The following is a 20105-nucleotide window of genomic DNA, read 5'->3' on the forward strand; positions in this document are numbered from 1 at the left end:
CAGGTTGCATCAGGGCTGACAGGTGTATGCCTTGGTATATTCAGCGCCTGTCAGCCCTGATGCGGTCCCTATGAGAACCGGCCTGCCGGCAATGTGGTCGATGAACCCTACCGCCCAACCTCCCACCCGCCCCCCAGCGCCTTGTAAAGCGCCACGCTACCCTGCAACCGCGCCAGCCGCAGTTGCGCCTGCTGGTCTTGTGCCACATACAAGGTGCGCTGGGTCTCCAGCACGGTCAGCAGGGTTTCGGCCCCCGCCCCATAGCGTTGCTGCGCCAGGTCGAACGCCAGCCGCGCCTGATCCAGCTCTTCATCCTGCCACTGCCGCTGGCGGTCCACGCCCTGGATCGCATTGAGCGCTTTCTCCACATCGGCAAACCCGGCGAGGATGCTGCTGCGGTAGGCCTCCAACAGCTCCGCCTGCTCGGCTTCGGCCAGCTGGCGCGCGGCGCGCAGCCGGCCATTGTTGAAGATGGGTGCGACCAGGCCACTGGTGAGGGTGTAGTAGGAACTGTCGAACAAATGCGCAAAGGTGTTGGCGCCAGCCCCCAGATTGGCCCCAAGGGTAAGCTTGGGCAGCATGGCGGCGCGGGCGACCTGCACGTTGGCACTGGCTGCAGCCAGCCGTGCTTCTGCCGCGGCAATGTCCGGGCGACGGGTGAGCAGTTCACTGGGCACGCCGCTGCCTATGGCCGGCCATTGCAGCGCATCGATCGCCTCCTGGCTGGCGGGCAGCGACTGCACGGGGTCGCCGAGCAGGGTCGCCAGGGTGACCCGGCTGTCCTGCCATTTCTGTTCCAGCAGCGGCAGCTGACGTTGCTGGGTGGCGACCAGGCTGCGCTGCTGGGCCAGCTCCAGGCGGGTCGCAGAACCGCTGCGCTGGCGCGCCTCGACCAGCTTCAGTACGTCCTGGGCGTTGCGCAGGTTAAGGCGGGCAATGCGCAACTGCTGTTCCAGGGCCAGCCCTTGCAGGTAGCTGTCGGCGACCGCGCTGACCAGCGTCAGCTCTACGGTCTTGCGGTCCAGGCGGCTGGCATCAAGCGTGCGCAAGGCGCTGTCGCGGGTCGCGCGCAGGCCGCCCCAGAAGTCGATTTCGTAGCTGGCGCTGAGCTGCATGTCGAACGAGGTACTGGTGGGTTGGTTGCGGCTGACGTCGAGCTGGTCGTTGCCATCGCCGTGCAGCAGGCGTTGGCGTTCACCATTCAGGCCCAGTTGCAGCTCTGGCAGCAAAGGCGCGCCAGCAATCACCGCCCGCGCCTGTGCCTGGCGTACCCGCGCGGTGGCGGCGGCCAGGTCGTGGGCATTGAGCAGGGCCCGCTGCACCAGGCGGTCCAGCTCTCGGCTGGCGAAGGCATGCCACCATTTTGTTGTCGGCCGTTGTGCCGACGCCGATGTGCCGCCTTGCCAGGCGGGCGGCGCGGCGATGCCACTGGCGGGTGTGGGCGGTGTGCTGCAGGCGGCAATGGTTGCACACAGGGGCAGGCACAAGGTCAACAGGCTGATGCGGCTGGGCAATGTCATGGGCTATTCGCTGGTAAGGGCTTTGACCGGGTCAAGGCGGGCGGCCTTGCGTGCCGGCATGAAGCCGAACACGATGCCGGTGACGACGGCGCAGGCGAACGCGCCGAGCATGGCGGGCAGGGCAAAGGCCACCGCCACTTCGGCCAGCATCAGGCCACCGCCGATGGCCAGGGCCAGGACGATGCCGGCCAGGCCGCCGACCATCGACAGCATCACCGCTTCGCTGAGGAACTGGCGCAGGATGTCGCGCTGGCGTGCACCGGTTGCCATGCGGATACCGATTTCCCGGGTACGCTCGCGCACGGTCATCAGCATGATGTTCATCACGCCGATACCGCCCACCAGCAGCGAAATGGCTGCGATCGCCCCAAGCATCAGCGACAGGCTGTTCTGCGTGCGCGCTTCGGCCTGGATCAGTGCCGCATCGTTGGTCAGCTCGAAATCCTGGCGGCCGTTGTGGCGCTGGCGCAACAGCCGCTCGATGGCCGCTTCGGCTTCGTTTACGCGGGTAGAGTCGATGGCCGAGACAGTGATGTAGTCCGGGTCGCGCTGGCCGAACAGGCGGATGGCGGCGGCGGAGTAGGGCACCGCGATGCGCCCGTCGCTGTCTTGGTCGCCCGAGCTGGCGCCCTTGCCGGCCAGGATGCCGACTACCTGAAACGGCACATTGCCGATCAGGATGTACTGCCCCAGCGGATCGCGCCCGGGCTCGAGCATCTTTTCCCGCACTTTCTGGCCGATCACCGCCACTGCCGCGCCGTTGCGCTCGTCGGCGTCGGTGAAGAAGCTGCCTTCGACCGCTGGCCAGTTGAAAATCTCGGGAAACCAGGTGTTGTTGCCGCCCACGTAGAACCGCTGGCTGCTGTTGCCATGGCGCACCATCATCTTTTCGCCGATCACCGGCATCACGTGCCTGACCTGCGGCAGCTGGCCGATGGCGGCGACATCATCCAGGGTGATGGTGCCGGCCTGTTCACCCAGGCTGGCCGGTTTGCCGTTGAGGTAGAGGATGTTGGAGCCGAAGGCGGCCATCTGCGCCATCACCTGGCGCTTGCTGCCTTCGCCCACCGCCAGCATGACCACCACCGAGGCCACGCCGATGACGATGCCCAGCAGGGTCAGGGCGGTGCGGAAGCGGTTGACCCACATTACCCGCCAGGCGGCCTGCAGGGCTTCGATCAACTCGCCTTTCCACGCCCCGCGCAAGGTTGCGCCACGGTCCAGGCGCTGGCGCAGCTGGTCGGCCTGCAGCCCTTGGCCGGTGTCGGCGGGGCGTTGCTCGGCGGCCGAGTCGCTGATGACCAGGCCATCACGGATCTCGATCACCCGCTGCGCCCGCGCCGCCACTTCGCGGTCGTGGGTGATCAGGATGATCACGTGGCCCTGGCTGGCCAGTTCGTCGAGCAGCGCCATCACCTCGGTGCCGCTGTGGCTGTCGAGGGCGCCGGTGGGCTCGTCGGCGAGGATGATATGGCCGCCGTTCATCAGCGCGCGGGCAATCGACACTCGTTGTTGCTGGCCGCCAGACAACTGGTGCGGGCGGTTGCCGGTGCGGCTGGCCAATCCCAGCCGGCCGAGCAGGGCGCTGGCGCGGGCGTGGCGTTCGCTGGCGTCGATGCCGGCATAAATGGCCGGCATTTCCACGTTTTCCTGAGCCGAGCCCGAGGGGATCAGGTGGTAGCCCTGGAACACGAAGCCAAACGCTTCGCGGCGCAGCCAGGCCAGTTCGTCGCTGTCCAGTTCGGCCACGTCCCTGCCGGCAAACCGGTAGCTGCCGGAGGTAGGCCGGTCGAGGCAGCCAAGAATGTTCATCAGGGTCGACTTGCCAGAGCCCGAGGCACCGACGATGGCGACGAACTCACCGGGGTGGATGCGCATGCTGATGCCGTGAAGGATGTCGACCTTGGGCGTTTCGACGCCGCCGTAGGACTTGCGGATGTCGACCAGCTCGATCAATGGCGTGCTCATTCAGCCTCCGCTCACGCCAGGGGCGCCAATGACCAGGCGCTCGCCTTCGTCGAGCCCCTCCAGCACCTGCACTCGCAGGCGGTCGCTGAGGCCGGTGCGTACCTGGCGCTGCACCACTTTGCCCTCGCCGGTAAGCACATGCGCCAGGCGCAGGTCGTCGCCGTCCTCCAGCGCCGCCAGTGGCACGGTCAGCACCTGGCTGGCCTGGCCTGCAACAAAGAACACCTGGGTGGTCATATCGGCCATCAGCGCCCCGTCCGGGTTGTCGACATCCAGCAACACGCTGTACTGCACTACCTGGCTGCCGGCGCTGCCATTGCTGACGCTGGCCGGGCTGCCGCCACCCTGGCTGGACTGCTCCAGCGGTTTGGGCGGGATCGGCAGCACCTGCCGCACGGTGCTGGTCCAGCGGCGCTTGCCGCCGGCCAGGGTAGTGAAGTAGGCGGTCATGCCCGGTTGTACCTTGCCGATGTCGGCCTCCGACACCTGGGCCCATACGGTCATCGGCGAGAGCTTGGCAATGCGCAGGATCAACGGCGTCTGTTGCTGGGCGTTGAGGGTTTGCCCTTCACGGGCATCCACCGCCACCACCGTGCCGTCCATGGGCGCGTAGATACGCGTGTAGCCCAGTTCCGCCTCGTCGCTGCGCAGGCTGGCCTGGGCCTGGCGGATTTGCGCCTGGAACATGTCGATGCGCGCCTGGGTGACTTTCAGCTGGGCGGCGGCGGTTTGCACGTCCTCGTCACGGGTGGCGCCGGCGACGGCCAGGTCGCGCTGGCGCTTGAGCTGCTGTTGGGCCAGCAGGTACTGGGCACGTTGCTCGGCCAGCTGGGCCTTGAGGTTATCGATCGAGAAGCGCCCGGCATCCAGCCGCGCCTGCTGGGTGGAGGGGTCGATCTCGACCAGCAGCTCGCCTTTGCGCACCGTGTCGCCGACTTCGACGTGCAGCTTGTGGATCTGCCCGGACGCTTGTGCGCCAACGTCCACGTAGCGCCGCGGCTGCAGGGTGCCCAGCGCTGTTACGCTGCTTTCGATGTCGGCGCGGGTCACGGCAACCGTGCTCAGCGGCTGCGCGCCGTAGGGCAGGGTCTTCCAGGCCAGCAGGCTGCCAAGGCCGAGCAGGCCCAGGCCGGTGAGCAGGACACGGCGACGGGTGTTGGTTAAAGGTCTCATGCAGACATCCAGCCGAGGGGTGTGGGTACGCACGGGTGGCAGGCGCGGACCGGGTGCCAGATAGACGAGAGCGGGAGGGGGGGATTTAGCGGATATCGGGTTGGAGCTGACAACTTCGTGGCGGCAAACCTCTTCAGACACACCCCTGTTGCTGAGAATAATTATAATTTGTAAGATCGCACGTTGACATCACTCGGTCCCGCGTTGCCGCCTGAAAGGATTTTCGGGCATAAGCTGGCAGGACGATCTCAGGTAACGTCGTGGAACATTATTATCGCGAACTGGTGGGCTTCCTCTCCGCCCGCCTGGGCAGTCGCCAGGCCGCCGAGGACGTGGCGCACGATGCTTACCTGCGGGTGCTGGAGCGCACTGACGCCGAGCGCATCGAGCACCCGCGCGCCTTCCTCTACCGCACCGCGCTCAACCTGGTGGTCGACCGCCATCGGCGCCATCTGGTGCGCCAGTCCGAGCCGCTGGAGGTGCTGGACAGCGACGAGCGCTGGCACAGCCCGGCGCTCACGCATGACATGCAGCTCGATCAGCGCCTGGCGCTGATGCAGCGCGCGCTGGATGAACTGGGCCAGGTGTGCCGCGAATGTTTTTTGCTGCGCAAGCTCGAAGGCCTGTCGCACCAGCAGATTGCCGAACACCTGGGCGTGTCCCGCAGCGTGGTGGAAAAGCACATCGTCAATGCCATGAAGCACTGCAGGGTGCGCATGCGTGAGTGGGAATCCTGATTGCCGAGTTAAAGCGAAATGAAAATTCCGTCAGTCAATCACTTGATTTATGCGGCTTTCCCGACTTTTATCAAAGAAGACCGCTGCCACGCGTGGGTTTGGCAGTAGCCGTCACTGGCGCAGTTCTGGTCATGGAGCCTACCTATCAGCCAACTGCCCAGGTCCGTCCATGGCAAACAAGACCCTGCGCATCCTCATCGCCGACGCACACCCTTGCCAGCGCTTGCAGCTGGAGCGGCTGCTCAACGGCCTGGGCTACTTCCGCATAGCCCCCGTGGACAGTTTCGAGGAGCTGCAGCGCCTGGTGCATTGCGCCTTGCAGCCCTTCCACCTGCTGTTGGGCAATATCGAGCTGGCCAGCCATGCCGGGGTCGACCTGGAGCGCTTCTGCCGGGTCAGCACGCAAATCCAGCACGCCCTGCTTTACCACTCCACCCAGCTGAAGGTGCCTGCCGTACCGCAGACCGAGCGCCAGGCCGTCAGCCTGAGCCTGCCCCAGGTGCCCGATAACGAGGCGCTGGAGTCGTTCATGACGATCATCGACGCACCGCTGCTGGTCGGCAAGTTGCCGCTGCCAGGCGCCATGCCCGCTACCACGACGCGGCCACGGCCGCGCGCCAACTTCGCGCATACGGTGTTCAACCGCTAGCGACGCAGCGGGCAGGGCAACGCGGCAGGTATTTGTTATGCTCTTGCCCTTTGCCGATTTGCGGACCCTGCCATGACTGCCATCGATACCGCTCGCCCGCCGCGCTTCAGCCGCGGCGACCATCGGACCCTGGGCCTGGCGGCGCTGGGCGGCGCGCTGGAAATCTACGACTTCATCATCTTCGTGTTCTTTGCGCTAACCCTCAGCCAGCTGTTCTTCCCGCCCGAGATGCCCGAGTGGCTGCGCCTGCTGCAAAGCTTCGGCATCTTCGTCACCGGTTACCTGGCACGGCCGCTGGGCGGCATCCTGATGGCGCATTTCGCCGACCACCTGGGGCGCAAGCGGGTGTTCAGCCTGAGCATCCTGATGATGGCCCTGCCGTGCCTGCTGATCGGGGTGATGCCGACCTATGCCGACATCGGTTATGCCGCGCCGCTGATCCTGCTCGCCCTGCGCATCCTGCAGGGCGCTGCGGTAGGCGGCGAAGTGCCAAGTGCCTGGACCTTCGTCGCCGAGCATGCCCCGACCGGGCGGCGTGGTTATGCCCTGGGCTTTCTGCAGGCCGGGCTGACCTTCGGTTACCTGCTGGGGGCGCTGACCGCGACGTTGCTGGCGCAGCTGTTCAGCCCACAGGAAATCCTCGACTACGCCTGGCGCTATCCGTTCCTGCTGGGTGGGGTGTTTGGGGTAATCGGTGTGTGGCTGCGCCGCTGGCTTAGCGAAACGCCGGTGTTTCTGGCCCTGCGCGCACGCCAGCAGCAGCCGGTGAAGTTCCCGCTGCGGCGGGTGCTGGGCGAGCACCGTGGGGCGCTGATCCCGGCAGCATTGCTGACCTGTGTGCTGACCTCTGCCGTGGTGGTGCTGGTGGTGATCACCCCGACGGTGATGCAACAGCGCTTCGGCATGAGTGCCGGGCATACCTTTGCCCTCAGCAGCGTGGGCATCGTCTTCCTCAACATCGGCTGCGTGCTGGCTGGCCTGCTGGTCGATCGCGTGGGCGCCTGGCGTGCGCTGATGCTCTACAGCCTGCTGTTGCCGCTGGGGATCGGCGCGTTGTACGCCAGCCTGGTGGGGCAGTGGGGCATGACCTGGCTGGCCTATGCGCTGGCCGGGTTGAGCTGCGGTGTGGTGGGCGTGGTGCCGTCGATCATGGTGGGGCTGTTCCCTGCGGAGATTCGCGTGTCGGGCATTTCCTTTACCTACAACGTGGCCTACGCGCTGTGGGCCAGCACCACGCCGCTGGCGCTGATCGCGCTGATGCCCTGGAGCCCGTGGGTGTGTGTCGGCTTTTGTCTGGTGATGGGCGCTGTGGGGCTGCTGACCGCCTTGTATTTCGGGCGTCGCGAGCCATTGGCGCTGGCGGCAGAGCCGATGCCGATCATGTGCGGTGACAAATGAGCCGGTAACGGCTGTGGGGTGGTGAGGCAGACTTCTGGGCGGGGGTTATTGGAATAACCTATTAGCCAAATTTAACCTGGAAGGTTAATTTCTCATGGAAAAGAGAACGCCTCACTGCCCGCTGGAGCGGGTGAAGGCCTTGGCTGCGGCAAGGCGAATCAGCCCTACGGGCGCTGCATTGAGAGGTGCCAAGGCGCTGGGAATGGATTTTTCGGGCATGCTTGAAGTAATCAACAGCTTGAGGCGCAATGATTTCTACAAGAGCATGACCAGCCATATTGATCATCGGGTCTGGCAGGACGTGTATCGCCCGCTTACAGCAATTGGGTACGTTTATCTGAAATTGTCCGTGGTAGACGACGTGCTCATCGTGTCTTCCAAGGAGTTGTAACCATGAGATGTCCAATATGCGGCGGCTCGGAGCTTGCACCTGACGTTCAGGGCATGCCCTATAGCTACAAAGGAGAGGCGACAGTGATCCCTGAAGTAAGTGGCGATTACTGTTCCGCATGTGGTGAATGTGTACTGAGTCATGATGAAGCCATGCGCGTCAGTCACCTGATGACGGTATTCGAGCGCCAGATCAACGCAACTGTTGTAGATCCTTCCTTTATTGCCTCCATACGCAGAAAGTTCGACCTCGACCAGCGCGAAGCGGGTGAGATTTTCGGCGGTGGGGTCAATGCATTCTCCCGCTATGAAAACGGCAAGACCACGCCGCCAGTGGCGCTGGTGAAACTGCTCAAGCTGCTGGACCGTCATCCAGAGCTTTTCGAGGAAGTGCGTACGGCCTGACACCAGGAGGCAACAAAAAGCCCCCGGCTCATGAGAAGCGGGGGCTTTTTGTCGTCAAGGGCAGGGGCCTTACATGTTCGGGTAGTTAGGCCCGCCAGCGCCTTCAGGGGTGACCCAGGTGATGTTCTGGGCTGGGTCCTTGATGTCGCAGGTTTTGCAGTGCACGCAGTTCTGCGCGTTGATCTGGAAGCGCTTGTTGCCGTCTTCCTGGGTGACCACCTCGTACACGCCTGCCGGGCAGTAGCGCTGGGCCGGTTCGTCGTACAGCGGCAGGTTGCTGGCGATCGGCACGTTCGGGTCGGTCAGCTTCAGGTGGCAGGGTTGTTCCTCTTCGTGGTTGGTGCTGGAGAGGAATACCGAGCTGAGCTTGTCGAAGCTGAGTTTGCCGTCCGGTTTCGGGTAGTCGATCTTCTGCGAGTCGGCCGCCAGCTTCAGGCAGGCATAGTCCGGCTTGGTGTCGTGCAGGGTGAACGGCAGCTTGCCGCCGAACCAGTTCTGGTCCACGTAGTTGAACGCGCCACCGAGCAGCGGGCCGAACTTGTGCAAGGCTGGGCCGAAGTTGCGGCTGGCGAACAGTTCGTCATACAGCCAGCTGGCCTTGAACGCGCTGACATAACCGTCGAGCTGGTCACCACCCTCGCGGCCGGCGGCCAGGGCCTCGGCCACCGCTTCAGCGGCGAGCATGCCGGACTTCATGGCGGTGTGGCTGCCCTTGATCTTGGAGAAGTTCAGGGTGCCGAGATCGCAACCGATCAGCGCGCCGCCGTTGAAGACCATTTTCGGCAGCGAGTTCAGGCCGCCTTTGCAGATGGCCCGGGCACCGTAGCTGATGCGCTTGCCGCCTTCGAGGTACTGGCTCATCACCGGGTGGTGCTTGAGGCGCTGGAATTCGTCGAATGGCGACAGGTACGGGTTGGCGTAGGACAGGTCGACGATCAGGCCGACCACCACCTGGTTGTTTTCCAGGTGGTAAAGGAACGAGCCACCGGTGTTGTCCTTGGCCACCACGTCCAGCGGCCAGCCGGCGGTGTGCACCACCAGGCCCTGCTCATGCTTGGCCGGGTCGATTTCCCAGATTTCCTTCAGGCCGATGCCGTAGTGCTGGACATCGGACTCGTTGTCGAGATCGAAGCGCTTGATCAATTGCTTGCCGATGTGGCCGCGGCAGCCTTCGGCGAACAGGGTGTACTTGGCGCGCAGCTCCATGCCCGGGGTGTACAAGCCGTCCTTGGGGTTGCCTTCGCGGTCGACACCCAGGTCGCCGGTGACAATGCCGCGGACCACGCCGTTGTCGTCGAACAGCGCTTCCTGGGCGGCGAAGCCCGGGTAGATTTCCACGCCGAGGTTTTCGGCCTGCTGGGCCAGCCAGCGGCACAGGTTGCCCAGCGAGATGATGTAGTTGCCATGGTTGTGCATGGTCTTGGGCACGAACAGGTCAGGCACCTTGGTGGCGCTGCCGGCATCCTTGAGCACGTAGATGTCGTCGCGCTTCACTTCGGTGTTCAGCGGCGCACCGAGTGCTTTCCAGTCAGGGAACAGTTCGTTCAGGGCGCGGGGCTCGAACACCGCGCCGGAGAGGATGTGGGCGCCGACTTCAGAGCCTTTTTCCACCACGCAGACGCTGATTTCGCTACCGGTTTCGGCGGCCTTCTGCTTCAGGCGGCAGGCGGCGGACAGGCCTGCCGGGCCGGCGCCGACGATGACCACGTCGAATTCCATGTATTCGCGTTCCACAGGTTCTCTCCTACTCATCAAGGCTCGTGCTGTTGCTTTGTCTTATGGGTGCTTGCGCACAGTGGCTCATCACGGGAGCGAAACTGTAGCTGCGCAAATGACGGACTACACCGTTTTGTCTTGGCCGCGCATTATATCTACACCACTTGGCGGGTCCAATACAAACGTTTGTTTGAATTTGCCGCAGGCCAGTAAAATCACAGGAACGCGGCTGGAGGGTGACCGATTTGCCGTATTGACCGGATGGGGTGTTACGGTCAAGATACGAGCGGTTTTACGTTCGCCGTAGGCTTGCAGCCGGGCGCAGGTACACCTCTAAAGACCAGGTGTGGAGCAGGGTTTTCGGGCTGAAATCCGGTTTGTAGTGGAGTTTACACGCCACGACAGAAAATGACCCGCGAGTATTTGTCGCAAGAGTCCGGTCATGACTGTTCGGTCACTGTGAAGTTGCTGCCTCCCGCTACGTCTTCAGAGGTGCCCTTGTACCCACGCGCATCGCTGGGCTCTGCCCCAGGCGACTATCTATTCACCGGAGAGTAACGAGGAATCCATGAAGGTTCTTGTAGCTGTCAAACGAGTGGTCGACTACAACGTCAAGGTTCGCGTCAAAGCGGACAACTCCGGCGTCGACCTTGCTAACGTCAAGATGTCCATGAACCCCTTCTGCGAAATCGCCGTGGAAGAGGCCGTACGCCTGAAGGAAAAAGGCGTTGCGACCGAGATCGTCGTGGTTTCCGTCGGCCCGACCACTGCCCAGGAGCAACTGCGTACTGCCCTGGCCCTGGGTGCCGACCGGGCCATCCTGGTCGAAGCCGCTGACGAACTGAACTCCCTGGCCGTGGCCAAGGCGCTGAAAGCCGTTGTCGACAAGGAGCAGCCGCAGCTGGTCATCCTCGGCAAGCAGGCCATCGACAGCGACAACAACCAGACCGGCCAGATGCTGGCGGCGTTGACTGGCTATGCGCAAGGCACCTTCGCCTCCAAGGTCGAAGTGGCGGGCGACAAGCTGAACGTCACCCGTGAAATCGACGGCGGCCTGCAGACCGTGGCTTTGAACCTGCCCGCCATCGTCACCACCGACCTGCGCCTGAACGAGCCACGCTATGCGTCGCTGCCGAACATCATGAAGGCCAAGAAGAAGCCGCTGGAGACCGTCAAACCTGACGATCTGGGCGTTTCCCTCGCCTCCACCAACAAGACCCTGAAGGTTGAAGCCCCGGCTGCCCGCAGCGCGGGTATCAAGGTCAAGTCGGTGGCCGAACTGGTCGAGAAGCTGAAGAACGAAGCGAAGGTAATCTAAATGACTATCCTGGTTGTCGCTGAACACGAAAATGGTGCCGTAGCCCCGGCCACCCTGAACACCGTAGCTGCTGCCGCCAAGATCGGTGGTGATGTACACGTGCTGGTCGCTGGCCAGAACGTCGGTGGTGTTGCCGAATCCGCTGCCAAGATCGCTGGCGTGGCCAAGGTGCTGGTAGCTGATAACGCCGCCTACGCCCACGCTCTGCCGGAAAACGTTGCGCCGCTGATCGTCGAGCTGGCCAAGGCCTACAGCCACGTGCTGGCCCCGGCCACCACCAACGGCAAGAACATCCTGCCACGCGTTGCCGCGTTGCTGGATGTCGACCAGATCTCCGAGATCATCGCGGTCGAGTCCGCCGACACCTTCAAGCGCCCGATCTATGCCGGTAACGCCATTGCCACCGTGCAATCCAGCGCTGCGGTCAAGGTCATCACCGTGCGTACCACCGGCTTCGACGCTGTCGCTGCCGAAGGTGGTTCCGCTGCCGTTGAGGCGGTAGGTGCCGCGCACAACGCTGGCATCTCGGTATTTGTTGGTGAAGAGCTGGCCAAGTCCGACCGCCCAGAGCTGACCGCTGCCAAGATCGTCGTTTCCGGCGGCCGTGGCATGGGCAACGGTGACAACTTCAAGCACCTGTACAGCCTGGCCGACAAGCTCGGCGCTGCCGTCGGTGCCTCGCGCGCTGCGGTCGACGCAGGCTTTGTGCCCAACGATATGCAGGTCGGCCAGACCGGCAAGATCGTGGCCCCGCAGCTGTACATCGCCGTCGGTATCTCCGGCGCGATCCAGCACCTGGCCGGCATGAAGGACTCCAAGGTGATCGTTGCGATCAACAAGGACGAAGAAGCGCCGATCTTCCAGGTAGCCGACTACGGTCTGGTCGCTGACCTGTTCGAAGCGGTGCCAGAGCTGGAAAAGCTGGTCTGATCCGCCTGCTTCACTTATAAAGAACCCGGCCCTCGTACAGGGGGCCGGGTTTTTTTATGGTCTGTAGCGGCCTTGTCGCCGGCAAGCCAGCTCCCACAGGTACGGCGCCACGCTTCAGGGCGTTGCAGTACCTGTGGGAGCTGGCTTGCCGGCGATAGGGCCGGATCAAGCAATGCAAGGAGTGAGGGATGACATTGCGCGGAACGGGCAGGGCGCTGGCATGTATGGCGGTGTTGATATCACCACTGGCCATGTCAGCAGGCAAATGCGAGCGCCTGGTGGCGACCGGCAGCCCGGATGCGCCACCGTATTCGTGGCAAGACCCGAAAGACCCGAAACACCTGATCGGTGCCAATGTGGACCTGTTGCGCCAGGTAGCTGGCGAGCTGGGTGTAAAGGTAGAAGTGCTGAATGCGGGCCGTCGCGATCAGGCCTTGGACGAGGTACGCAGCGGGCGCATGGACCTGCTGCTCGACACCCCCATGCAAGTGGAGCAGCTGACCGCGCTGGACTACATCCATCCACCCCTGCAGCTCAACGAGTACCTGGTATGGACGCGCCATGATGCCGTGCTGGACTTCGACGGCCCGGCGGACCTGGCCAGGTACCAGGGCAGTTTGTCCGAACGCGCACGTCTCACGCCAGCCTTCACTGCCTTCGCCAAAACCCAGCTCAAGCTGGTGCCGGCACAGAACCTTACCCAGGCATTCCAGAAACTGGTGCTCGGCCAGGTCGACTATGTGCTGGCTGGCCGCTATGCGGGCATGGCCATGGCCCAGAGCCTGGGCATGAGCAATGACCTGATTGCCCGGGGCTTGCCGGTGGATCGGCCGGGCCTGTACCTGGCCCTGTCACACAACTCGGCATGCAATGACAGCTGGTTGCGTGGGCAATTGGCGAAAAAACTGACAGAATTGCCGATCTCCGGTGCGTCCGAGGCCGTGCTGCAACGTAATGTCGAGCGCTGGAAAGCGCAGCAACTGCGGGTGCCGACGGACGCCCCCAAACACTAGGAAGATTGCGTGAGAACCCAACCACTAATCCTTGCCCTGGCCGTGCTCGGCCTGGCTGGCTGCGCCAATGATCCGGCCCCTGACGAGCAGATGCGCATTTCCGAACAGGCACTGGAGCAGGCCAGGGCCGTCGGTGCCACCGACCAGGTCGAAACGCTGAAACTGGCCGAAGACAAGCTGGCCCGGGCCAAGACCAATATGCTTACCCAAGACTATCGCGATGCGCGCATGCGCGCCGAGCAGGCGGAGCTGGATGCACGTCTGGCCGAGGCCCAGGTGCTGAACCAGAAGAGCGAAGAGCAGCTGCAACTGCTGCAGTCGCGGGTCAAGCGCCTGCGCAAGCAGCTGGAGGTGCAGCCATGATTCGCCGTGCACCATTGGCCGCGCTGGCGTTGCTGGCGCTGGCGGCAGGTTTGCAAGGTTGCGCCAGCCAGCGCAGCAGCTCAGCGCTGGACGACGCCACTGCCGCGTTCCAGAAGGTCAAGGATGATTCCGATGTGCTGCGCAGCGCGCCGCGCGACGTGATTCGTGCTGGCGAATCGCTGGCACGCGCCGAGCGCCTGTCGAGCTATATCGGCACCGGCTCCGATGTGCGGCATTACGCCTATCTCAGCCAGCGCTACAGCGAAATCGCCGGCGAGCATGCCAAGTTGGCGCTGAGTCAGGAGCGTCAGGCCAAGCTCGATCTCGAGCGCCAGCGCCTGCAACTGGCCCTGCGCGAGGCCAAGCTGGCCAGCGTGCAGCAGCAGGGCAAGTGGGTCGAGTCGCAGATTGCAGCGCTGGCCTCGGAGCAGACCGACCGTGGCCTGGTGATGACCCTGGGCGATGTGCTGTTCGATACCGGCCGTGCCGACCTGAAGAACTCGGCCAGCCGTACCGTGCTCAAGCTGGTGCAGTTCCTGCAACTGAACCCGCGTCGGGTGGTGCGTATCGAGGGCTATACCGACAGCACCGGCGCCCCCGAGGACAACGTCAAGCTGTCGCGCGATCGGGCACAGTCCGTGGCCGACATGCTGGTCGACCTGGGCATCGACGAGAAGCGCCTGCAGGTGGAAGGTTATGGCGACCAGTATCCGATCGAGGCCAATGCGTCGGAGCGGGGCAGGGCGCAGAACCGCCGGGTAGAGATCGTGTTTTCCGATGAAAAAGGCAAGCTCGCGCCAGCGCGCTGATTGATGACAAGCGGGGGCGGCAGAGCAGCCCCCGCTTGTGATTGGTCTGGCAGCGGCATAATCCTTTCTATGGCTGCCACGCAATTGTATTGTTGACTATCTTGCCATCTGTCCCAGTACACTTTGCAACTGTTACGGTATCCTCTACCGTCAGTGTGTCGCACAAGAATAACTAGCCGTCCGCGCGTCGAGATCCAGCCATGACCAACCTGCTGCTGTACCAGCGTATCGCCCAGCAACTGGCCGATGACATCCGTCGCGGTGTCTACCAGCCAGGCGAGCGGGTGCCTTCCGTGCGCAAGATGAGCGCCCAGCTCAATGTCAGCCATGCCACGGTGCTGCAGGCCTATGCCAACCTCGAAGACCAGGGCCTTATCCGCGCGCGGCCGCAGTCTGGCTACTACGTGCACCAGACCCCGGCCCTGACTGCCCAGACCCCGGACATCGCCCGGGTCGAGCGCCCCGGTCTGGTGACCCGCGCCAGCATCATCCAGCAGGTACTGACCGAGGCGCGGCGCGACGGCGTTTTCCCGTTTGGCGCCGCCGTGCCGCATGTCGACTATCTGCCCGTGCGGGCCCTGCACCAGCAAATTGCCAAGGTGACGCGCTTTCACAGCCCGCGCGCCTTCAGTTACATGTTCAGCCCGGGTTTCGAGCCGCTGCGCCGGCAGATCGCCATTCGCATGCGCGATGCCGGGGTGCTGGTCGATCCGCGAGAGGTGATCGTGACCCACGGCTGTGTCGATGCGCTGCAGATGTCGCTGCGTGTGCTGACGCGCCCGGGTGATCTGATCGCCGCCGAGTCGCCGACCTATTACGGCTTGCTGCAATTGGCTGACCTGCTGGGCCTGAAGGTGATCGAGATCCCTAGTGACCCGTCCACCGGGATCAGTCTCGAAGCCTTGCAGTTGGCAGCCAACCAGTGGTCGATCAAGGCTCTGGTGCTGACTGCGCGCCTGAGCAATCCGCTGGGCGGCACCGTCCCCGAAGAACGGCAGAAGCAATTGCTGCGCCTGGCTTCGGACTTCGATATTCAGATCATCGAAGACGATATCTATGGCGAGCTGATGTTCGAGCAGGGCAAGACCAAGGCGCTGAAGGCGTACGACCGGCTGGACCGGGTGATCTACTGCTCAAGCTTTTCCAAGACCTTGTCACCGGGGGTGCGTGTTGGCTGGATGATTGCCGGGCGTTACCAGGACGAAATCCAGCGCCTGCAAACCTTCACCACCCACTCGGCCTGCAGCGTGACGCAGATGGGGGTGGCGGCTTACCTGGAAAACGGCGGCTATGATCGCCACCTGCGTTACATTCGCCAGGAGTACCGCAAGAACCTCAGTGCCTACCAGCTGGCGGTGCAGCAGCACTTTCCCGAGGGTACCCAGATGACCCGGCCGACAGGCGGTTTCATTCTGTGGGTGAGCCTGCCTGGGCGGGTCAATACCCAGGAGCTGCACGTGCGCGCGCTGGAGCAGGGGATCAGCATTGCTCCGGGGCTAATATTCAGTAACACAGAACAGTTCAATCACTGCATTCGCTTGAACTGCGGTATTCCGTGGAACAAAGAGGCCGAGCGCGCAGTGATTACCCTGGGTTTGCTGGCGCAACAGCTGTGCAGAGAGCCTGCCCTCACACTTTTGTAAGGCTTGCCAGCAGCCCGCGGAACAGAGAGCATACGCACTTTTCCGGCCAGTCTGTCCAATTGCCATGAGCGCCTTACGCCGTTTTGTCCTGATCTTGTGCCTTGCACCGTTCTGCACGCTGGGTAGTGTCGCCCAGGCTGCGCAGCCGGCTGCTCAGGCGCAGGCGGCCTCGAACAAGCCGGCGCCCAAGGCGGCAACCAAGGCGGCAACCAAGCCGGTGGCGAAGAAGGCCAGCAACAGCAAGGCCAAGCCGGCGCGTAAACCGGTGAGCAAGGCCGTCGCCAAGCCATTGCCCAAGGCAAAGCTCGATTTGAGTCTGCCCACGGACCTGGTCGACAACCTCGAGCCGAATGTAGGTACGCCTTCACCCATCCAGCGTCGCAAACCTTTGCTGCCTCCCATGTTCAGCCAGAGCCCTGAGCCCAGCGATAGCCCGTTCCAGCTCAATGGTCGGCTGATCAGCAACGAAATGCAGTTGCAGTTGCGCAATGACAGCCGTCATGACGTGGAAGGGGCAGCCATCGATTTCGAGTATCGTCAGTAACCGGGAACTGACTACCGGGTCACGGCATATTTCCTTGTGCCAGCAATTTCAAACGTCTGTTTGAGCCGTTACTATCCAGGGGCATTCGTCCCGTTTCTGTTTCAGGGAGTCCTGATTTTGGTGAGTTGCCATGAATTGCCGTGAGGGTTGCGGTGCCTGCTGCATCGCCCCGTCCATCACTTCTGCCATGCCGCGCATGCCCAATGGCAAGCCGGCGGGCGAGCGCTGCCTGCACCTGACGGCCGCCAACCTCTGCGACCTGTTCGGCAAGCCCGAGCGGCCGGCGGTGTGTGGTGGTTTCAAGGCAGATGCCGAGGTGTGTGGCAGTGACAGTGAAGAGGCAATCAGGATTCTTGGCTGGTGGGAGCAGATGACGGCGGCGTGACTGGCTGGATCTTCGACAACAAGGATAAACATGATGAGATCGTTCAAGCGTATTGCACTGCTGTGTGGCATGGGTGTTCTGCTGTCGCCTGCTGCCTGGGCCGAAAACTGGCAGGTGGCCAAGGACGAGGAGGGGATCAAGGTTTCCCTCAGCGAAGTGGCGGGCTCCAAGTACAAGGCCTATCAGGGCGTGACCCTGATCAAGGCGCCGCTGGCCAAGGTCCAGGCGTTGCAGGAAGACGTGGCCGGTGCTTGCGCCTGGATTCACGAGTGCAAGACGCAGAAGCTGCTCAAGCATGAAGGTGACCAGAGCTGGACCTACACCCAGTTCAATACGCCATGGCCGGTGACGCCGCGGGATTCTGTGCTGCACGTGACCACGGTCAAGGGTGCTGATGGCAGCCTGACGCGTAACCTGAAGGAGGAACCGACCTATATCCCGGAAGAGAAAGGCTTTGTGCGGGTGGCCAAGGTCGAGGGCTTCTGGAAGCTGGTGCCCAAGGGTGACAACACCGAGGTCACGTACCAGGTGCATACCGAGCCGGGGGGCAGTGTGCCTGCGATGGTGGCCAACAAATTCGTGGTGGATGCGCCGTTCAATACCCTGAAAGGGCTGCGTGAGCGGGCCGAGAAAAACTGAGGTTTTATGCTGCCTGTATTGGTCTCTTCGCGGGCTTGCCCGCGAAGAGACCAATACAGGACAAATAAAAAAGGCTGCCCGAGGGCAGCCTTTTTGCGTTCGGCTGAAAAAGCTTACTTGCGGTCCGTCAGTGCAACGATGTCGCGCTTCTGCTCGCCGGTGTACAGCTGGCGCGGGCGGCCAATCTTGTACGGGCTGGAGAGCATTTCTTTCCAGTGCGAAATCCAGCCCACGGTACGTGCCAGGGCGAAGATCACGGTGAACATGCTGGTCGGAATGCCGATGGCCTTGAGGATGATCCCCGAGTAGAAGTCGACGTTCGGGTACAGCGAGCGCTCGATGAAGTAAGGATCGGTGAGGGCGATCTCTTCCAGGCGCATGGCCAGTTCCAGCTGCGGGTCGTTCTTGATGCCCAGCTCGCGCAGGACTTCGTCGCAGGTCTGCTTCATGACGGTGGCGCGCGGGTCGCGGTTCTTGTACACGCGGTGACCGAAGCCCATGAGCTTGAACGGGTCGTTCTTGTCCTTGGCCTTGGCGATGAAGGTGTCGATGTTCGAGACATCGCCGATTTCATCCAGCATGGTCAGCACGGCTTCGTTCGCACCGCCGTGGGCCGGGCCCCACAGTGCAGCGATACCGGCGGCGATACAGGCGAACGGGTTGGCGCCCGAGGAGCCTGCCAGGCGCACGGTGGAGGTGGAGGCGTTCTGCTCGTGGTCGGCGTGGAGGATGAAGATCCGGTCCATTGCCTTGGCCAGCACCGGGCTGATCGGTTTGATCTCGCACGGGGTGTTGAACATCATGTGCAGGAAGTTTTCCGCGTACGACAGGTCGTTGCGCGGGTACATCATCGGCTGGCCCATGGAGTACTTGTAGACCATCGCGGCCAGGGTCGGCATTTTCGCGACCAGGCGCACCGCGGAGATTTCGCGGTGTTGCGGGTTATTGATGTCCAGGGAGTCGTGATAGAACGCCGACAGGGCGCCGACCACGCCGCACATCACCGCCATCGGGTGAGCGTCGCGACGGAAGCCGTTGAAGAAGGATTTCAGCTGCTCGTGAACCATGGTGTGGTTTTTCACGGTGCTGACGAACTGGGCCTTCTGCTCGGCATTCGGCAGTTCGCCGTTGAGCAGCAGGTAGCAGGTTTCGAGGTAGTCGGACTGTTCGGCGAGTTGCTCGATCGGGTAGCCGCGGTGCAGCAGGATACCTTTGTCGCCGTCAATGTAGGTGATCTTCGACTCGCACGAGGCGGTCGCCATGAAACCAGGGTCGAAGGTGAAGTGACCAGTGGCCCCCAACCCGCGGACGTCGATTACATCAGGACCAACGGTGCCGGTTAAAATGGGCAGCTCGACGGGGGCAGCGCCCTCGATGACCAACTGCGCTTTTTTGTCAGCCATGTGGCCTCCTATTAATGCTAGAAATCATCAGACAGACCCCCCACGCAGGGCCCGCACCACTATAGAGGGATAAATTCAGATGTCAATTTGCCTAAAGGCTTGTTGAAACAGGCTTTGAAGCCTGGTTTTTCGCGAAATTCTCGCCCATTTACGCCTTTTGTTCGCTAAAGGCAATGCGCTATTTGGGCTACCCCGTCACGTTGTCATAAGCAGCCTAACTGTCTATACTCGGCACCCGACCGCCAGGGGCTTGCAAGCCCGAACTGCTGGGGGTCGCCGTTCCCTGGGTGGTGGGTACCTGACCAGTACACTTACCAACAACTTTGCCCTGATTCGCTAGGGGCTCTTCAGTGTGAAAAAAGCCGTGAAAAGCCAACGACCTGTAAACCTAGACCTAAGGACCATCAAGCTCCCTGTCACCGCGTACACGTCCATTCTGCACCGTATCTCCGGCGTCATCCTGTTCATCGGCCTTGCCATCATGCTTTACGCATTGGGCAAATCGCTGGGTTCCGAGGAAGGCTTCGGTGAGGTGAAGGCGTGTCTGACCAGCCCGCTGGCCAAGTTCGTGACCTGGGGCCTGCTATCCGCCTTGCTGTATCACCTGGTGGCAGGTGTTCGCCACCTGATCATGGACATGGGCATCGGTGAGACGCTGGAAGGCGGCAAACTGGGCTCGAAAATCGTGATTGTCATCTCCGTGGTGCTGATCGTTCTGGTGGGAGTTTGGGTATGGTAACCAATGTCACGAACCTGTCGCGTTCGGGCCTCTATGACTGGATGGCGCAGCGCGTATCTGCGGTCGTTCTCGCGGCTTACTTCATCTTCCTGATCGGCTACGTGGTCGCCCACCCAGGCATCGACTACACCCAGTGGCATGGTCTGTTCTCCAACAACGCGATGCGGATCTTCAGTCTGCTGGCCCTCGTTGCCCTGGGCGCTCACGCCTGGGTCGGCATGTGGACCATTGCGACCGACTACCTGACGCCAATGTCGTTCGGCAAGTCGGCAACTGCGATTCGTTTCCTGTTCCAGGCGGTATGCGGCGTTGCGATGTTCGCTTACTTCGTCTGGGGTGTGCAGATTCTCTGGGGTATCTGAT

Annotated in this window: 21 protein-coding genes; 16 read left to right on the plus strand and 5 right to left on the minus strand. The window is 62.7% G+C overall.

What is annotated here, in order from left to right:
• Nucleotides 1–107 precede the first annotated feature (107 nt).
• From AC5O5R_RS08310 to AC5O5R_RS08320, 3 genes are read right to left on the minus strand one after another with little or no spacing between them, the layout of a single operon-like run.
• On the minus strand, nucleotides 108–1520 hold the full coding sequence (locus AC5O5R_RS08310; protein WP_172226170.1) for an efflux transporter outer membrane subunit: 1413 nt from the start codon (nucleotides 1518–1520) through the stop codon (nucleotides 108–110).
• A gap of 3 nt (nucleotides 1521–1523) precedes the next feature.
• Complete coding sequence (locus AC5O5R_RS08315) at nucleotides 1524–3488, minus strand: MacB family efflux pump subunit (protein ID WP_172226167.1); 1965 nt, start codon at nucleotides 3486–3488, stop codon at nucleotides 1524–1526.
• Complete coding sequence (locus AC5O5R_RS08320; RefSeq protein ID WP_172226164.1) at nucleotides 3489–4661, minus strand: efflux RND transporter periplasmic adaptor subunit; 1173 nt, start codon at nucleotides 4659–4661, stop codon at nucleotides 3489–3491.
• A gap of 260 nt (nucleotides 4662–4921) precedes the next feature.
• Here AC5O5R_RS08320 and AC5O5R_RS08325 point away from each other — a divergent pair, with 260 nt between their 5' ends.
• From AC5O5R_RS08325 to AC5O5R_RS08345, 5 genes are all read left to right on the plus strand, one after another.
• Complete coding sequence (locus tag AC5O5R_RS08325; protein WP_172226161.1) at nucleotides 4922–5398, plus strand: sigma-70 family RNA polymerase sigma factor; 477 nt, start codon at nucleotides 4922–4924, stop codon at nucleotides 5396–5398.
• Nucleotides 5399–5567: 169 nt separating this feature from the next.
• Nucleotides 5568–6047, plus strand: a complete 480-nt coding sequence (locus AC5O5R_RS08330) for a histidine kinase (protein ID WP_172226158.1) — start codon at nucleotides 5568–5570, stop codon at nucleotides 6045–6047.
• Between the two features lie 72 nt (nucleotides 6048–6119).
• Nucleotides 6120–7445, plus strand: coding sequence for an MFS transporter (locus tag AC5O5R_RS08335; RefSeq protein ID WP_494515168.1), 1326 nt, complete (start codon nucleotides 6120–6122; stop codon nucleotides 7443–7445).
• A 94-nt stretch (nucleotides 7446–7539) separates the two neighbouring features.
• Nucleotides 7540–7836, plus strand: a complete 297-nt coding sequence (locus AC5O5R_RS08340) for a type II toxin-antitoxin system MqsR family toxin (protein WP_494515169.1) — start codon at nucleotides 7540–7542, stop codon at nucleotides 7834–7836.
• Between the two features lie 2 nt (nucleotides 7837–7838).
• Complete coding sequence (locus AC5O5R_RS08345) at nucleotides 7839–8240, plus strand: type II TA system antitoxin MqsA family protein (protein WP_172226149.1); 402 nt, start codon at nucleotides 7839–7841, stop codon at nucleotides 8238–8240.
• 69 nt (nucleotides 8241–8309) lie between these two features.
• Here the strand turns inward: AC5O5R_RS08345 and AC5O5R_RS08350 are convergent, their stop codons facing one another.
• Nucleotides 8310–9992 (minus strand): electron transfer flavoprotein-ubiquinone oxidoreductase, encoded by a 1683-nt coding sequence (locus tag AC5O5R_RS08350; RefSeq protein ID WP_172226146.1) that lies wholly within the window; start codon nucleotides 9990–9992, stop codon nucleotides 8310–8312.
• A 532-nt stretch (nucleotides 9993–10524) separates the two neighbouring features.
• Between AC5O5R_RS08350 and AC5O5R_RS08355 the strand changes: the two genes are divergently transcribed.
• The 9 genes from AC5O5R_RS08355 (at nucleotide 10525) to AC5O5R_RS08395 (ending at nucleotide 17600) form a co-directional block, all read left to right on the plus strand.
• On the plus strand, nucleotides 10525–11274 hold the full coding sequence (locus tag AC5O5R_RS08355; RefSeq protein WP_494515170.1) for an electron transfer flavoprotein subunit beta/FixA family protein: 750 nt from the start codon (nucleotides 10525–10527) through the stop codon (nucleotides 11272–11274).
• Nucleotides 11275–12204 (plus strand): electron transfer flavoprotein subunit alpha/FixB family protein, encoded by a 930-nt coding sequence (locus tag AC5O5R_RS08360; RefSeq protein ID WP_494512320.1) that lies wholly within the window; start codon nucleotides 11275–11277, stop codon nucleotides 12202–12204.
• 188 nt (nucleotides 12205–12392) lie between these two features.
• On the plus strand, nucleotides 12393–13217 hold the full coding sequence (locus tag AC5O5R_RS08365; RefSeq protein ID WP_494515171.1) for a substrate-binding periplasmic protein: 825 nt from the start codon (nucleotides 12393–12395) through the stop codon (nucleotides 13215–13217).
• A 9-nt stretch (nucleotides 13218–13226) separates the two neighbouring features.
• Nucleotides 13227–13580, plus strand: coding sequence for a DUF4398 domain-containing protein (locus AC5O5R_RS08370; protein WP_172231007.1), 354 nt, complete (start codon nucleotides 13227–13229; stop codon nucleotides 13578–13580).
• Nucleotides 13577–14389, plus strand: coding sequence for an OmpA family protein (locus AC5O5R_RS08375; protein WP_172231004.1), 813 nt, complete (start codon nucleotides 13577–13579; stop codon nucleotides 14387–14389). Before AC5O5R_RS08370 ends, AC5O5R_RS08375 begins: the two co-directional genes overlap by 4 nt.
• 200 nt (nucleotides 14390–14589) lie before the next feature.
• A complete protein-coding gene (locus AC5O5R_RS08380; RefSeq protein WP_172231001.1) occupies nucleotides 14590–16032 on the plus strand; it encodes an aminotransferase-like domain-containing protein in 1443 nt (480 codons plus the stop codon).
• Between the two features lie 64 nt (nucleotides 16033–16096).
• A complete protein-coding gene (locus AC5O5R_RS08385; RefSeq protein ID WP_172230998.1) occupies nucleotides 16097–16576 on the plus strand; it encodes a hypothetical protein in 480 nt (159 codons plus the stop codon).
• Nucleotides 16577–16706: 130 nt separating this feature from the next.
• A complete protein-coding gene (locus tag AC5O5R_RS08390) occupies nucleotides 16707–16961 on the plus strand; it encodes a YkgJ family cysteine cluster protein (protein ID WP_172230995.1) in 255 nt (84 codons plus the stop codon).
• A 33-nt stretch (nucleotides 16962–16994) separates the two neighbouring features.
• Nucleotides 16995–17600: an START domain-containing protein gene (locus AC5O5R_RS08395; RefSeq protein WP_172288286.1), complete on the plus strand. Its 606-nt coding sequence runs from the start codon at nucleotides 16995–16997 to the stop codon at nucleotides 17598–17600.
• Nucleotides 17601–17713: 113 nt separating this feature from the next.
• Here the strand turns inward: AC5O5R_RS08395 and gltA are convergent, their stop codons facing one another.
• Nucleotides 17714–19003, minus strand: a complete 1290-nt coding sequence (gene gltA, locus AC5O5R_RS08400; RefSeq protein WP_027592878.1) for a citrate synthase — start codon at nucleotides 19001–19003, stop codon at nucleotides 17714–17716.
• A gap of 352 nt (nucleotides 19004–19355) precedes the next feature.
• Here gltA and sdhC point away from each other — a divergent pair, with 352 nt between their 5' ends.
• Together sdhC and sdhD are read left to right on the plus strand one after the other, a co-directional pair.
• Nucleotides 19356–19742, plus strand: coding sequence for a succinate dehydrogenase, cytochrome b556 subunit (sdhC, locus tag AC5O5R_RS08405; RefSeq protein ID WP_008091902.1), 387 nt, complete (start codon nucleotides 19356–19358; stop codon nucleotides 19740–19742).
• Entirely contained in the window at nucleotides 19736–20104 is a 369-nt protein-coding gene (gene sdhD, locus AC5O5R_RS08410; protein ID WP_008091903.1) for a succinate dehydrogenase, hydrophobic membrane anchor protein, read from the plus strand. The genes sdhC and sdhD overlap by 7 nt, the downstream gene beginning before the upstream one ends.
• Nucleotide 20105 lies beyond the last annotated feature (1 nt).

Source organism: Pseudomonas sp. 8_5_2, from assembly GCF_059295255.1.

Coding starts and splice junctions, on each gene's coding strand:
- AC5O5R_RS08310 (WP_172226170.1), bottom strand. CDS start 1,520: ATGACATTGCCCAGCCGCATCAGCCTGTTGACCTTGTGCCTGCCCCTG.
- AC5O5R_RS08315 (WP_172226167.1), bottom strand. CDS start 3,488: ATGAGCACGCCATTGATCGAGCTGGTCGACATCCGCAAGTCCTACGGC.
- AC5O5R_RS08320 (WP_172226164.1), bottom strand. CDS start 4,661: ATGAGACCTTTAACCAACACCCGTCGCCGTGTCCTGCTCACCGGCCTG.
- AC5O5R_RS08330 (WP_172226158.1), top strand. CDS start 5,568: ATGGCAAACAAGACCCTGCGCATCCTCATCGCCGACGCACACCCTTGC.
- AC5O5R_RS08335 (WP_494515168.1), top strand. CDS start 6,120: ATGACTGCCATCGATACCGCTCGCCCGCCGCGCTTCAGCCGCGGCGAC.
- AC5O5R_RS08340 (WP_494515169.1), top strand. CDS start 7,540: ATGGAAAAGAGAACGCCTCACTGCCCGCTGGAGCGGGTGAAGGCCTTG.
- AC5O5R_RS08345 (WP_172226149.1), top strand. CDS start 7,839: ATGAGATGTCCAATATGCGGCGGCTCGGAGCTTGCACCTGACGTTCAG.
- AC5O5R_RS08350 (WP_172226146.1), bottom strand. CDS start 9,992: ATGAGTAGGAGAGAACCTGTGGAACGCGAATACATGGAATTCGACGTG.
- AC5O5R_RS08355 (WP_494515170.1), top strand. CDS start 10,525: ATGAAGGTTCTTGTAGCTGTCAAACGAGTGGTCGACTACAACGTCAAG.
- AC5O5R_RS08360 (WP_494512320.1), top strand. CDS start 11,275: ATGACTATCCTGGTTGTCGCTGAACACGAAAATGGTGCCGTAGCCCCG.
- AC5O5R_RS08365 (WP_494515171.1), top strand. CDS start 12,393: ATGACATTGCGCGGAACGGGCAGGGCGCTGGCATGTATGGCGGTGTTG.
- AC5O5R_RS08375 (WP_172231004.1), top strand. CDS start 13,577: ATGATTCGCCGTGCACCATTGGCCGCGCTGGCGTTGCTGGCGCTGGCG.
- AC5O5R_RS08380 (WP_172231001.1), top strand. CDS start 14,590: ATGACCAACCTGCTGCTGTACCAGCGTATCGCCCAGCAACTGGCCGAT.
- AC5O5R_RS08385 (WP_172230998.1), top strand. CDS start 16,097: ATGAGCGCCTTACGCCGTTTTGTCCTGATCTTGTGCCTTGCACCGTTC.
- AC5O5R_RS08390 (WP_172230995.1), top strand. CDS start 16,707: ATGAATTGCCGTGAGGGTTGCGGTGCCTGCTGCATCGCCCCGTCCATC.
- AC5O5R_RS08395 (WP_172288286.1), top strand. CDS start 16,995: ATGAGATCGTTCAAGCGTATTGCACTGCTGTGTGGCATGGGTGTTCTG.
- gltA (WP_027592878.1), bottom strand. CDS start 19,003: ATGGCTGACAAAAAAGCGCAGTTGGTCATCGAGGGCGCTGCCCCCGTC.
- sdhD (WP_008091903.1), top strand. CDS start 19,736: ATGGTAACCAATGTCACGAACCTGTCGCGTTCGGGCCTCTATGACTGG.